This window comes from Pedobacter steynii, assembly GCF_900103665.1.
GTDB lineage: Bacteria > Bacteroidota > Bacteroidia > Sphingobacteriales > Sphingobacteriaceae > Pedobacter > Pedobacter steynii.
In genome coordinates this window covers 458,352-470,918 of the sequence record NZ_FNGY01000007.1, presented here as the reverse complement: position 1 = coordinate 470,918, position 12,567 = coordinate 458,352, and the positions used below count along the sequence as shown (strand labels likewise).

14 protein-coding genes are annotated in these 12,567 nt (G+C 43.7%); 4 read left to right on the top strand and 10 right to left on the bottom strand.

Annotation, left to right across the window (positions count from 1 at the left end; genetic code table 11):
• Positions 1 to 61: 61 nt before the first annotated feature.
• The 4 genes from BLQ87_RS21120 to BLQ87_RS21105 form a co-directional block, all read right to left on the bottom strand.
• Entirely contained in the window at positions 62 to 1,084 is a 1,023-nt protein-coding gene (locus BLQ87_RS21120) for a CobW family GTP-binding protein (protein ID WP_074610677.1), read from the bottom strand.
• A complete protein-coding gene (folE, locus tag BLQ87_RS21115) occupies positions 1,081 to 1,761 on the bottom strand; it encodes a GTP cyclohydrolase I FolE (protein ID WP_074610676.1) in 681 nt (226 codons plus the stop codon). Before folE ends, BLQ87_RS21120 begins: the two co-directional genes overlap by 4 nt.
• 39 nt (positions 1,762 to 1,800) lie before the next feature.
• A complete protein-coding gene (locus BLQ87_RS21110; RefSeq protein WP_074610674.1) occupies positions 1,801 to 2,262 on the bottom strand; it encodes a hypothetical protein in 462 nt (153 codons plus the stop codon).
• 183 nt (positions 2,263 to 2,445) lie between these two features.
• Positions 2,446 to 4,215, bottom strand: coding sequence for a hypothetical protein (locus tag BLQ87_RS21105; RefSeq protein ID WP_074610672.1), 1,770 nt, complete (start codon positions 4,213 to 4,215; stop codon positions 2,446 to 2,448).
• A 136-nt stretch (positions 4,216 to 4,351) separates the two neighbouring features.
• Here BLQ87_RS21105 and BLQ87_RS21100 point away from each other — a divergent pair, with 136 nt between their 5' ends.
• The 4 genes from BLQ87_RS21100 (at position 4,352) to hemN (ending at position 8,525) form a co-directional block, all read left to right on the top strand.
• Entirely contained in the window at positions 4,352 to 5,536 is a 1,185-nt protein-coding gene (locus BLQ87_RS21100) for a PAS domain-containing sensor histidine kinase (protein ID WP_074610670.1), read from the top strand.
• 13 nt (positions 5,537 to 5,549) lie between these two features.
• Entirely contained in the window at positions 5,550 to 6,608 is a 1,059-nt protein-coding gene (locus BLQ87_RS21095) for a response regulator (RefSeq protein ID WP_074610669.1), read from the top strand.
• A gap of 83 nt (positions 6,609 to 6,691) precedes the next feature.
• Positions 6,692 to 7,165, top strand: a complete 474-nt coding sequence (locus tag BLQ87_RS21090) for a Rossmann-fold NAD(P)-binding domain-containing protein (protein ID WP_074610667.1) — start codon at positions 6,692 to 6,694, stop codon at positions 7,163 to 7,165.
• Between the two features lies 1 nt (position 7,166).
• Positions 7,167 to 8,525, top strand: coding sequence for an oxygen-independent coproporphyrinogen III oxidase (gene hemN / locus BLQ87_RS21085; RefSeq protein WP_074610665.1), 1,359 nt, complete (start codon positions 7,167 to 7,169; stop codon positions 8,523 to 8,525).
• A 146-nt stretch (positions 8,526 to 8,671) separates the two neighbouring features.
• Here hemN and BLQ87_RS21080 read toward each other — a convergent pair whose 3' ends face one another.
• The 6 genes from BLQ87_RS21080 to BLQ87_RS33855 are packed head-to-tail and all read right to left on the bottom strand — an operon-like array spanning position 8,672 to position 12,567.
• Complete coding sequence (locus BLQ87_RS21080) at positions 8,672 to 9,049, bottom strand: group III truncated hemoglobin (RefSeq protein WP_074610663.1); 378 nt, start codon at positions 9,047 to 9,049, stop codon at positions 8,672 to 8,674.
• 38 nt (positions 9,050 to 9,087) lie between these two features.
• Positions 9,088 to 9,774, bottom strand: a complete 687-nt coding sequence (locus BLQ87_RS21075; RefSeq protein WP_074610661.1) for a sulfite exporter TauE/SafE family protein — start codon at positions 9,772 to 9,774, stop codon at positions 9,088 to 9,090.
• Positions 9,771 to 10,202, bottom strand: a complete 432-nt coding sequence (locus BLQ87_RS21070; RefSeq protein WP_074610660.1) for a FixH family protein — start codon at positions 10,200 to 10,202, stop codon at positions 9,771 to 9,773. Before BLQ87_RS21070 ends, BLQ87_RS21075 begins: the two co-directional genes overlap by 4 nt.
• A 4-nt stretch (positions 10,203 to 10,206) precedes the next feature.
• Complete coding sequence (gene ccoG, locus BLQ87_RS21065) at positions 10,207 to 11,607, bottom strand: cytochrome c oxidase accessory protein CcoG (protein WP_074610658.1); 1,401 nt, start codon at positions 11,605 to 11,607, stop codon at positions 10,207 to 10,209.
• 1 nt (position 11,608) lies between these two features.
• Entirely contained in the window at positions 11,609 to 12,403 is a 795-nt protein-coding gene (locus tag BLQ87_RS21060) for a cbb3-type cytochrome c oxidase N-terminal domain-containing protein (RefSeq protein WP_074610657.1), read from the bottom strand.
• Entirely contained in the window at positions 12,403 to 12,567 is a 165-nt protein-coding gene (locus tag BLQ87_RS33855) for a hypothetical protein (protein WP_172664919.1), read from the bottom strand. The genes BLQ87_RS21060 and BLQ87_RS33855 overlap by 1 nt, the downstream gene beginning before the upstream one ends.

Sequence of the window (12,567 nt, the reverse complement as noted above, 5' to 3'; positions counted from 1 at the left end):
TTTATTGGTTATTGTAGCGGATTTTTCTTTCTACCTAATATAAGAAAAAAAGTTTAATCAATCAGGCTTCCAGGCAGCTGCGAAACATTCTGTCGAAGCCATAGAGGGAGAGGCGCTTGCCAATAATTACAATTTTATTTTCCTTTTTATCGCCCTCCAGCCAGGGATGACCTTTGCTGACAGACATTCCCTTTCCAACCGTTTGCAGAATCACCCGCTCCGGATAGTTTGCATTAAAGAGAATCCCTTTAATCCGGTAAACACCGATGGATTGAGTCAACAGAAAAACCATCATCCGGTGCTGAATGGCTTCTATGTTCATATTTTCCGGATACCTCAGCAAAATGGTTTCAATACCACTATGCTGATGCTGGCGATGAGCGCTTCCCAAACCAAACTGCGGAATTGCTTCGCTTTCCGCAGGGATCAGGTTAAACATGCCTTTAGGCGTTAGAAATGGCTTAGGATTGCTGTAGAAATTGGCAAACCTTTCCCGGTTAAATAAAATATCAATCTTGAAATCGTTCTCTAGGGCCACTAAAATCTCTGCAAAAGGATTTAAGGTCTTTAAAATAGCCTGCAATTCCCGAAGGTAAGCGGAACTTACCTTTTCAGATTTATTGAGCAGGATGACGTCGCTGAATGCAATTTGCTGGATGGCTACTTCTGTTTCTTTCAGCTGGTCTTCAATGAGCTCGGCATCAACGACACAGATGACCCTTTTCAATTGAAAACTTTCCTGAACCGATTCATTGGTCAGAAAGGGCCGGGCAATATTTGCGGGATCGGCGATGCCGGTGGCTTCGATCAGCAGCTGGTCCCAGGACGATTTTCTAAGCCATAACTGATTGAGGATGTCATACAGATTGTCATTTAAGGTACAACATAAACAACCATTATTGAGCTCCACAATATTGTCGTCCCCTTTAATGAGCAGTTCTGCATCAATACTTTCTTCTCCGATTTCATTTTCTATAATCGCAAAACGGGTTTTTGCTCTTCCGGAAATGATCGCGTTGACTAAGGTGGTTTTTCCTGAGCCTAAAAACCCGGTTAAAATGCTGACTTCCTTGATGTTTTTCATCTAATTACAGTATCAGTGCCTAGGTTTAACACCTGAAAAAAATCCTTTCTCGTTTCTTTCTCTTCAAACTTTCCGCCATAAGAGATCGTGGTCGTTTTGCTGCTCTGGTCTTCCACGCCGCGCATACTCACGCACATATGATGCGCGGTGATGACCACGATGATGTCTGAAGTATTCAGGACCTCCTGAAGCTCCTGGAAGATCTGTTTACTCAGTCGTTCCTGTACTTGTGGCCTTTTGGCGTAGTATTTTACAATTCTGTTGATCTTGGAAAGACCGATAACTTTGCCATTCGGAATATAAGCAATGTGCGCTTTTCCCGGCATGGGCAGAAAATGGTGTTCACAGGCAGAGATAAACTCAATGTCCTGTTCGATCAGCATCTGATGGTAGCCATATTTGTTTTCAAAAATAGAGATGCCCGGTTTATTGGCAGGGTTCAGTCCTGAAAACAATTCCTTAACATACATTTTTGCCACGCGGTGTGGCGTTCCCCGCAAGCTGTCGTCGCTCAGGTCTAAACCGAGTTCTTCCATAATTGCGGCAAAATGTTTGCTGATCGCCAGGATCTTTTCTTCATCGGTTTTCAGAAAAGCATCAGCCCTTAATGGGGTCTGGGTATTTGCGGAGAAATGCGTTTCCCCTTCAGCTTCGTAGCTGCTCAGTAAATGTTCCATTTTATGATGGTTTGGTATTTTGACAGGTAATGATCCCTTTTATTTAGCCTGGGATGCGGTTGCTTTCTGGAGGCTGATTGGAGCGGCAGTCGCCGCATCGACGACTTCCAGTTTCAGAATTCCCTCGATGAGAACCGGCTTGGTGGTATAGGCAATGGGACTGCTCATGTTCACTAAAATCATCGCAGGGACTCCGTTTTGTCCACAAAAGAAACATTGATTGATGGGCAGTGGAGAAAGCAGGAATTGCTGCTGTTTCAGCCCTGCTTTAATGGGAATGATATAGCCTTTTAAACTAAAGTCACGGTCTGCAAACCGTCTGATCATCTCTCCATACACGGGAAGGATTTTGTTTTGCTTGTCCATCTCAAAATTCACGGAGCCAATCACGTCCCAGTTCATGGAGCGGATGACATCTGCAGGGTTGTGCGCTCTTTTTTGGGCAAGGGCGCAGGTTGTAAAAAACAACAGGGCCAAAATAAGGGATAGTCGGCTTTTCATGTTTATCAATGCAATTGGGTATTGCAAACATAGATTAAATGCAACAACATTGCAATTATACTTTGTAAACTGAAACGCTGATGACGAAACCGGAAATGGAAAGAGATAAGCCAGAGAAAGAAGGGGGGGAAGAAATGCACCTAATTCTTGTTCAATCCCTGGCTTAATAAATTAAAACTCAATTTAGCTTAAGCGTTGCTCTGCGAGGTTGAGTTGTTTGAGCATTTCTTCCACAGATAAGCTGTCCTGGAATGTTAATTCGGGAATAAGTGCTCTGTAATAGTCGATCCCGTTCAATAACTGCGCTTTAAACTTGCTGAAGTACTTGTCTTTTTTGGTATTAAACTCCTCTAAATGAGTAGCAATGTCTTTCTTCAGATAGTCCACATATAAGTTTAGTTCATTGATGAACAGGTTGGGACGCAGGACCCCTGAAAGTAAGTTTTCTCTTCCATAAATATGATTGATCATCTCCTTAAGGGAGTATTTGGCATGAAAGAAAGCCAGATTTGGACCCGGGCAGATGCTCACCGCCCTGTTTTCTCTTGGCTTTAATATCCCTGCTTTAATATAGGTGGAAGCACATAAACCTTCACACAGACATACTTTCTCCGTAATGGAATCAAACTGTTTTTGGTAATCTGCTTTGGGCAGTTGCTGATCTTTCAGCTGTTTTATCTTTAGGTTTTGATATGCTCTTGATGCCGTACAGATCGGCAGTTCTGTAAATTCGGTATTGGTACATAGAAACTTCTTTGTGCATGGACTTCCTGGCCGTCCTTTTTCTATGCGTTGCAGTCTTTGTTGCTCTGCAGTGCTTTTTTTGAAATTATTGAAAAGTACGCCCAATGGGGAAGAGTTGCTCAGGTAATAATCATCAGCCCTTGCAGTAACAAGGTCATTTAAGGTTTCTTCGTCCACATTTGTCGCTTCAGGAACCAGCAAAAACGGACTTCCCCAACCGGCGGCATCCAGCTGATAATAATTGAGCAGGAACGCATGTTCTTCGGCCGTGCCGATACCTCCCTGTGCAGTAATGCGTTGTACTGGTTTTTCCATTTCCGGGAACTCCTTACTGTTCAGCGCCGCAGCATACATCTGATACAGTTCTTCCGAAAGCTCAGCCCGCTTCTGTTTGAATTCTTCCAGGATAGGCCCCAATAAGAAACCTTCTGTAGCAAAAGCATGGCCTCCGCAGTTCAAACCCGATTCTACGCGGAATTCGGAAACCCATAAACCTTTTTTAGCCAGCATCTTTGCCTGTATCATCGCCGAACGGAAATCGCTCACTTTAAGGATGATTTTCTTTTGTAGTTTCCCCTCAGTATCCGGGAAAAAGGCAGTACATTTTTCCATATAAGCATACAATCTCGGGTTTAGACCTGCGGAAATAATCACAGAGGATTCCAGTGTACTATTGGCAAAACCACGCATGGCAGCCAGGGCATCAGTAAAGTTATCACCGGCATATTCATTGTTGGCCTTATAATTGGCTTTGTCTACTTTAGACATGATGTTGACATCTATGGCTCCCGGAATCATCGACGCCAGTAGTTCTTTCCGTACAGCCTCTCCGGACATTCCCGTTCCTGAAGCCTTCATTTGTGCATACTTTTGTTTCATTGGAGAAGTATCCGGCAAAAGCTCAAAGTATCGGGACAGCTCCGTTCCTTCTTCAAAGCTTTGCATTTTTAATGCAGCAAACTGCTCCTTAACCAGCGTATCCAAAAGGTTCAGGTAGGCGGTAATCCTCCTCGCCCTGCTGTCTTCCTCTTTTTTCTCAATTAAGGTATATCCTTTTGTCGTATTTTCCTGATGGTACTTTCTCATGCGCTCCGTCAGTTCATCATCCACAATGGAGACAACGGAAGAGATGCCGTATCTGGCTACTTTTAAAGGAGTGTCAATCGAATAGCCTAAGCCTAGTACCGGAATGTGAAAAGTATGGTTCATTTAATATAAAATAGCAAGGTGAAGCGCAAAAGAACAGACTATTTAATTTTAAAAACATGATATTAGTCACACTTTTGCATGATTTAGGTTATCTGGCTCCTGCAATCGTATTGACTATATTTGTAAAAAGTAAAACATGGAAAAGGCGAGGTTACTTAAGGCGATCATTGAAACGGCAATTGATGGGATCATTACCATCGATAACCGGGGCAGGATAGAGAGCCTTAATCCGGCAGCATTGAGGTTATTTGGTTATGCACTGGAAGAGGTGGAAGGAAAAAACATTTCTGTTTTAATGCCTGAACCAGATAGAAGCGGACATGACGGCTATATTTCCAGATACCAGACCACCGGAGAAAAACGGATCATCGGCAAGGGGAGAGAGGTAAAAGGATTGAGGAAAGACGGTTCTACTTTTCCTTTCAGACTGGCTGTAAGTGAGGTTCAATACGATGATCGGATCATTTATACCGGATTTATACATGACCTGTCCAGGGAGAAAGAAGCAGAAGAGCGCTTGCGGGAATATGCTGCAGAGCTGGAAGAACTGGTAGAAGAACGGACAAAATCCCTTAAAAAAACAGTAAAAGCTTTAAGTGAGGCAAAAGAAGAAGTAAGTCTTTCTTTAGAAAAAGAGAAAGAACTCAATCAATTGAAAAGCAGGTTTGTATCTATGGCTTCTCATGAATTCAGAACACCGCTGAGCTCGGTACAACTTTCAGCTTCACTGATCGATAAATATGCAGAGCCTTACGACAATACCAATATCAGAAAGCATGTCAGCAAGATCAAAAACGCAGTAGGAAACCTAACCACTATCCTGAATGATTTCCTGTCTCTGGAACGTCTGGAAGCAGGAAGGGTAGAACCGACATTTACCGCTTTTGACCTCGTGAAACTTGCGGAAGAGATTACGGAAGAAATGCAGATGATTGCCAAACAGGACCAGAACATCATTTACCAGCATACCGGACTGCAAAGCATGGTGCTGCTTGATCCAAACCTCTTGAAAAATTGCATGATCAACCTGATCTCCAATGCCATCAAATATTCAGGAGAAAATACTTTCATAGAATTTAATACGGAAATCAACGATCAGCAATGTATCGTGACGATCAAAGACAATGGGATCGGGATTCCGGAATCAGACCATAAGTACTTGTTTCAACCCTTTTTCCGTGCCCACAATACCGGTAACATTCCAGGAACAGGTCTGGGCTTAAACATTGTTCACCGTTATGCCTCCTTAATGAAGGGGGATTTATATTTTGAAAGCAGCATTCATACCGGGACTAAATTTGTCCTGTCCTTCCACAAATAACCATTCAATACAAATGAAGAAGATACAGATACTCATTATAGAAGATAACGACGACATCAGGGAAAGTACTGCAGAAATTCTGGAGCTTGCCAATTATGAAGTATTGCAGGCCAGCAATGGCCGGATAGGCGTCGAGCTCGCGGGGACGCACCTGCCGGACCTGATCTTATGTGACATCATGATGCCGGAGCTGGATGGCTATGGTGTATTGTATTTGCTCAATAAAAATGAAAAGACTGCCGCTACTCCGTTTATCTTTCTGACGGCCAAGGCTGAACGTCTGGACATGCGTAAAGGCATGGAAATGGGAGCAGATGACTACCTCACGAAACCTTTCGATGATGTAGAACTGATGAATGCGATAGAAAGCAGGCTCAGTAAAAAAGAGAAACAACAACATTTCTATAGCCAGTCGCTGGAAAAACTAAGCGCTTTGTTTAGCAATACTTCAGGTTTGCAGGAGCTGGAGAAAATAATTGCCGCACGGAAAGTCAGGGCGATTAAGAAAAAACAAATCGTTTATTACGAGGGCGACAATGTTTCCGGCGTTTATCTCGTGATGCAGGGGAAGGTGAAAACCTTTAAGCTGAGCGAAGATGGAAGAGAATTGCTAACCGGTATGTATGGCCATGAAGAATACTTTGGAATCACATCTTTATTGCTCAATGCCCCTTACACGGAAACAGCAGAGGCGATGGAAGACAGTACGGTTTGCATGCTGCCAAAGGATCTGATGGAAGATTTACTCCACCGTTACCCGGATGTAGCGAGACAGTTTATAGAAATCCTCTCCAATAACCTTCAGGAAAAAGAAGAACAATTGCTGCAATTGGCCTATCATTCAGTTAGAAAACGCATGGCGGAAGTATTGGCCAGGCTTTGCAAACAGGAACAGGAGGGAACGGAGCTGACCCTGCGCATTTCCAGGGATAACCTTGCTGCGATGGCAGGAATGGCCACAGAAACGGTAAGCCGGATCCTGAGCGACTTCAAAGATGAAGGAATTATTGAAAGAAAAGGAAGTCAGATCGTTATCCTGGATCAGGTTCGGCTGCAGCAAATGAAAAACTGACGAAGATCACTTTTTCGGCTGACCGAACTCATTCTCCCCGCCATGCCTTCATGCTAACTTTGGTTATTAAATAATCGAACCGCATGAGAGTTGTCGCATATAGTATAAAATCTTTTGAAAAAGAACCGCTGGCCATTGCCAACAATAAAAAACATGAGATCACGCTGATCTCCAATTCGCTGAGCCTGGAAACAGCAGCTTATGCCGAAGGTAAAGAAGCGGTGATCGTTTTCAATGAAGAGGACAACGTTTCTGCCTTGGTGATCAATAAGCTGGCAGATCTTGGCGTGAAATTCATTGCTACACGCTCTACCGATACGACACATATCGACACCGAAGCTGCAGGTTTGAGAAGCCTTAAGATCGCCAATGTTCCATTGGCTTCCTTATCCGGCCTTACCGAGAAGGAATTGCCAATGGCTCTGGCCGCGGAAACGATCATCAACCTGGATAACTGGCAGCAAAACCGTTGCCTCGGCGATGCCTGTGTCTGTTCAAAGGCATGTGATCAGGCGGGAAGCAAAGTACACATCAAAGGACAACCTCATCAGCATTAATATGGAGAGCATCGTTTCAAAATACCATGTTGCTGCGCCACGTTATACCAGTTATCCTACGGTTCCTTATTGGAACCTGACTGATTTTAATGCGGAAAACTGGGCTAAGGCCGTAGCACAATCCTTTAAAGAAAGCAATGATTCAGACGGGATCAGCGTATACATCCACCTTCCTTTTTGTGAGAGCCTCTGTACCTATTGCGGTTGCAATACCAGGATCACAAAGAACCATCAGGTGGAAGAACCTTATATCGCCGCTGTGCTAAAAGAGTGGCAATTATACCTGAACTTGTTTGTCAGCAGGCCAAAAATCAAGGAATTACACCTTGGTGGTGGCACGCCAACATTCTTCAGCGCCGAAAATCTACAGATCCTGATTGAAGGGATTCTACAATATGCAGACCTTCATGAGGATGCAGAATTTAGTTTTGAAGCCCATCCCGGAAATACCAATCCCGAACACCTGAGCACTTTAAATAAACTTGGATTCAGAAGGTTGAGTCTTGGAATTCAGGATTTTGATCCTACAGTACAGCTGATCATCAACAGGATCCAAAGCTATGAACAGGTAGAAGAGGTGACCCTTAAAGCCAGGGAGTCGGGCTATACCTCGATCAATTACGACCTTATTTATGGCTTGCCAAAGCAAAATCCGGCAGGTCTGTCTGATACCCTTGATGCCGTTGTAAAATTAAGACCAGACCGCATCGCTTTTTACAGTTATGCGCATGTGCCCTGGGTAAAACCCGGACAAAGACGTTATACAGAAGCCGATCTGCCTTCTCCAAAAATGAAGCAGGAACTCTATGAACTGGGGCGTAAAAAGCTAAAAGATGGAGGTTATATCGATGTCGGTATGGACCATTTTACACTGGCCACAGACAGTTTATATGGCGCGGAGATCAAAGGGAATCTGCACCGGAACTTTATGGGTTACACCCATCAATACAGTCGCCTGATGGTCGGATTAGGGGTGTCGTCGATCAGTGATACGTGGTCTGCCTTTGCTCAAAACGTGAAAAAAGTAGAGGATTACATCAGGATCGTAAACGAAGGAGAACTGCCTGTATTTAAAGGGCATTTACTGACGGAAGAAGACCTGGTCATCCGCAAACATATATTAAACATCATGTGCAGGGGATATACTTCCTGGAGCAGGGCTGAAGAACAATCTGCAGCACTGAGCGAAGGATTAAAGCGCATGCGCTGGCTGGCATTGGACGGTCTTGTCTTATTGTCGGAGGAGAACCTTAGGGTAACTCCATTAGGTAAAAGGTTTTTAAGGAATATCTGTATGGCATTAGATGCGAGGTTATGGGCAAATCAGCCTACAACACAGTTGTTTAGTCTTACAGGTTAGTCTGGGTTCAGGTGATAAGAACGTATTTGAACAATATGCGTACCTGAATAATAAGTAGTAAAGGCATTAACTGAATATCAAAAAAACATCAGAAAACAGCTCGCTTTGAACGCAGCAATTACCTTGCAAAAAGGGATTGGAAACGTTTAAAGCGAGCTGCTTTGTTTAATCTTATATTGCATCAGTTGCCCGATAGAAGAGGCTCTGGAGATGGCATTTTCTGCTACAGGCCCTTCAAAATTAGCACTGATGGTAGCTGTCCATATTTTCATCCATTGATCAAAGTGTTCCGGATGCAGCGGCACTTCCTTATTTAAGGCGATGTGCTTTAACATTGGATTTCCTTTATAGGTCACTACATCTAATAAGATTGTTTCCCAGAAGGTAACCATCACCGGAATATGTCTTTCCAAAGAGAAATCTGCCGCTTTAAATACCGGGCCGATTACCGGATCAATAAGTGCATTGCTATAGAAAGCATCTACCAATAAGCGGATGTCATTACTGTCTTTTATATCTCTCATATTCATTGCAAATTTACGTTTAATGGGTTAAAAAAAGTTTACCGGCATTCTGCAACCCCTTGTTCCGTTCCTGCCGGACTCAGATAGGGGATGTTTAACTCCAGCCCCCTAAAAATAAACCAGATTCCGAGGCAAAGCATAAAGTAGGGAATCACCTTGTTGATCCTTCTGCGCAACAGTGCCCCTGTAAATCCCATACTTAGTGTTGCGATAAACATCAGGGGCAGGGTGCCCATGCCGAACCAGAACATATAGGTCATGGAGCTGCTGACATTTCCGGTGTTTAACGCTCCTGCCATGGCCAGGTAAACAAAACCACAAGGTAGAAATCCGTTGATTACCCCGATGATCAGGTGGTTGGCCTTATGCTTCAAGGCATAATTAAAGGCCTTGTTAAAAGGCTTTAAAAAGAAGGAAGGCGTGTTTTTGAAGACCTGGAATTTGAATAACCTGGAACAGGCAGCCATCATAATCAATATGCCACTGAAAATACTAACTCCTTGTTGAAAACCGGCCATCCAGATTTGTTGTCCGATCAGGCCAATCATCAGGCCCAGAAAACAGTAAGAAATAATCCTTCCCAATTGATAGAGCAGCTTGTCCAACACCAGGAATGCCCAGCCCTGTTTCAGGGAGGGCACAGCGAAGGCAAGGGGACCGCACATACCTATGCAATGTACGCTCCCCAGCAGTCCGATCATGAAAGCAAGTCTTTCCGTACTCATTTTACCATGACCTCCTGCTCATCCAAATAGGATTTACCTGCACTATTCCATGTAATGATCAGTTTCCATCTTCCTTTAGCAATTTCTTTTGAAGGGATGACTGATCTATATTCCACATCTGTTTTGAAATTAACCACCTTGTCCATGCGTTTATCTGATGGACGGACGATTTTTACTTTTCCCTCTGCAGCAGCTTTAAACGTAAGCAGAATTTCTCCGGGTAAAACAAGGATCTCCGGTGCAGCATGGTCTGCCTTGACCTGTTCCTTCAGGTTGTAATCTGCATTGTAATTGAGCCCTTTCTCATAATAATCATTATCTACAAGGGCATCAGGCTTGCTGTTAAACATCATCACTGCCAGTACCACAATGAAGGTCATAAATGAGCCCATACCAATCACTAATTTTGTTCCCCAGTTCCATTCCATATGCTTAATCGTTTATTGGTGCTATAAATGTAGTTTCAAATCTGTCTAAGACCTTTCCATCCGATACCAGTTTGAAACCGATGTCTGACTTGTATTTCTTTAAAGCCGACTGAGGCATGATCACAAAGAAAGTCAGCTTTGCCACACCGCCATAGGCGATAGAATCCTGTTTCTGTATATACTGGATTTTCGTGGATGGATCATCCGGAATGATCTCAAACTTCAATGATTTATTCGTTTTATTGATCAGCTCTGCATTGTATAAATTGCTGACTTCCTTTTCTTGCTCCCGCATCTGGTAAAGTGTGCCCCCTGCACGTAAAATCGTAGTTTTGACATCACTTCTGACGATTAAAAGGTAGCTCAGTACCGCCATTAAAGCAAACAATACACCCGTATAGGCATACACCCTTTTGTTGAGGTGGAAACCCTGTTTGAACTTGATCTCATCGTCAGATTTAAACCCGATCAGGCGTGTTGGACGGTTGATTTTCTCCATCACCATATCGCAGGCATCAATACAGGCGGTACAGTTCACACATTCCATCTGAGTACCATTCCTGATGTCAATTCCGGTAGGGCAAACCTGTACGCAAAGCTTGCAATCGATACAGTCGCCGATTTGGTTTTCTGTTTCTTTAACGCGCTTCCCGCGAGGTTCCCCGCGTTCGTAATCATAGGCAACGATGATGCTCTGGTTGTCCAGTAACACGCCTTGCAGACGTCCGTAAGGACAAACGACCGTACACACCAGCTCCCGCATTCTGGAAAATACGAGGTAAAATACGATGGTAAATACGCAGATGGCGATAAAACCGCTTAAATGCATGGAGACGGGTTCTGTCATGATGCTGATCAATACGGAAGAACCAATCAGGTAGGAGAGGAAGATGTTGGCAATCAGAAAAGAAATCGCCAGGTAAATTCCATGTTTCAACCCTTTTTTAAAGACCTTTTGTCCGGTCAAAGGACCATCGTCCAGCTTTTTACGTTTGTTATGGTCGCCCTCAATCCAGATCTCTATCTTCCGGAAAATCATTTCCAGAAAGATCGTCTGCGGGCATGCCCATCCGCAAAATACCCGTCCAAAGACAACGGTAAACAGCACAATGAATACTATGAAAATCAGCAAAGCCAATACAAAGAGGTAGAAATCCTGAGGCCAGAAGATGACACCAAAGAATACAAATTTCCGTTCCAGCACATTTAAAAGGACCAGTTGCTCCCCATTTAACTTTAGAAACGGGGCAGCAAATAGTAAAGTCAGGAAAAAATAGCTGACTATGGAGCGGTATTGATATAATTTCCCCTTGATCACATGAGGATAAAGCCATTTACGGCTTTTACCATCATCGGTAAGGGTGGAGATCTGATCTCTGAATTGTCCGGGACTTTGCGACGACATATTAATCTTTTTTGCCCTGTGGTGCTTTCGCGCCGGCAGGATTACTTCCTTTTAATGACAACACATAATTGGTGATGTCTGAGATTTGTTTGGCATTCATGGATTTCTCCCAGGCCACCATTCCTTTCTCAGGAACACCATATTTGATCGTTTTGAACACATCTTTTACGCCTCCCCCATGTAGCCAGAATTCATCGGTCAGGTTAGGGCCAACGCCACCTTCTCCATTTGCCCCATGACAAGGCGTACAAACGGTCTTAAATAGCGCCGCTCCTTTTTGGATCACCTCTTTATCATTGCTTTGCGCTACATTGCTTTCATTGATCTGAGGGCCTGCGGAGCCTGGTTTCTGAAGAAAAGCCAGGCGATCGTCTGCGGCCTGCTGCAATTCTATCGCATATTCTTCTTCCTGTGATTTCCCCCAGTTGAACACATGGTAATTGAACATATATCCGATGGCAAAAATGATGGTTCCGTAAAACAATACGCTAAACCAGGCCGGGGTAGGGTTATCCAATTCTGCGATGCCATCAAATTCATGGTCCATCATCAGGTCTTTCTCCTCCGCCATAGGTTTTAAGCCCATGAGTTTGGTCCAGATCGATGGTTTTGCCTGCTCCTCAGCTTCGCGCTGTGCGGCCAGTAACCGGAATTGTTCTTTCTCTTCTTCAGTGGCAAATGGGGAAGGGCTGATACTTTCCTTAACAAAGATTTTGATGACTTTCAATACCTGTAAGGAAACGATAAGGATGAGCACTGCCACAAATAGCAGGGCCCAGATAAGTAGCGCTGTCATTATTCCTCGTCTTTTAAGGGTAATTCACTCATATATTTTATTTCGTCTTTTTTCATGGTCAGCAGGAGAATGCCGACCAGTAAGAAAAAGAGCATGAAAATCCCCAGAGAGGTAAGTAAATACACCTGGCTTCCATCTACTTGATTTAAAAATTGCTTAAACAT

Coding starts and splice junctions, on each gene's coding strand:
- BLQ87_RS21120 (WP_074610677.1), bottom strand. CDS start 1,084: ATGAAAAACATCAAGGAAGTCAGCATTTTAACCGGGTTTTTAGGCTCA.
- folE (WP_074610676.1), bottom strand. CDS start 1,761: ATGGAACATTTACTGAGCAGCTACGAAGCTGAAGGGGAAACGCATTTC.
- BLQ87_RS21110 (WP_074610674.1), bottom strand. CDS start 2,262: ATGAAAAGCCGACTATCCCTTATTTTGGCCCTGTTGTTTTTTACAACC.
- BLQ87_RS21105 (WP_074610672.1), bottom strand. CDS start 4,215: ATGAACCATACTTTTCACATTCCGGTACTAGGCTTAGGCTATTCGATT.
- BLQ87_RS21100 (WP_074610670.1), top strand. CDS start 4,352: ATGGAAAAGGCGAGGTTACTTAAGGCGATCATTGAAACGGCAATTGAT.
- BLQ87_RS21095 (WP_074610669.1), top strand. CDS start 5,550: ATGAAGAAGATACAGATACTCATTATAGAAGATAACGACGACATCAGG.
- BLQ87_RS21090 (WP_074610667.1), top strand. CDS start 6,692: ATGAGAGTTGTCGCATATAGTATAAAATCTTTTGAAAAAGAACCGCTG.
- hemN (WP_074610665.1), top strand. CDS start 7,167: ATGGAGAGCATCGTTTCAAAATACCATGTTGCTGCGCCACGTTATACC.
- BLQ87_RS21080 (WP_074610663.1), bottom strand. CDS start 9,049: ATGAGAGATATAAAAGACAGTAATGACATCCGCTTATTGGTAGATGCT.
- BLQ87_RS21075 (WP_074610661.1), bottom strand. CDS start 9,774: ATGAGTACGGAAAGACTTGCTTTCATGATCGGACTGCTGGGGAGCGTA.
- BLQ87_RS21070 (WP_074610660.1), bottom strand. CDS start 10,202: ATGGAATGGAACTGGGGAACAAAATTAGTGATTGGTATGGGCTCATTT.
- ccoG (WP_074610658.1), bottom strand. CDS start 11,607: ATGTCGTCGCAAAGTCCCGGACAATTCAGAGATCAGATCTCCACCCTT.
- BLQ87_RS21060 (WP_074610657.1), bottom strand. CDS start 12,403: ATGACAGCGCTACTTATCTGGGCCCTGCTATTTGTGGCAGTGCTCATC.
- BLQ87_RS33855 (WP_172664919.1), bottom strand. CDS start 12,567: ATGTTTAAGCAATTTTTAAATCAAGTAGATGGAAGCCAGGTGTATTTA.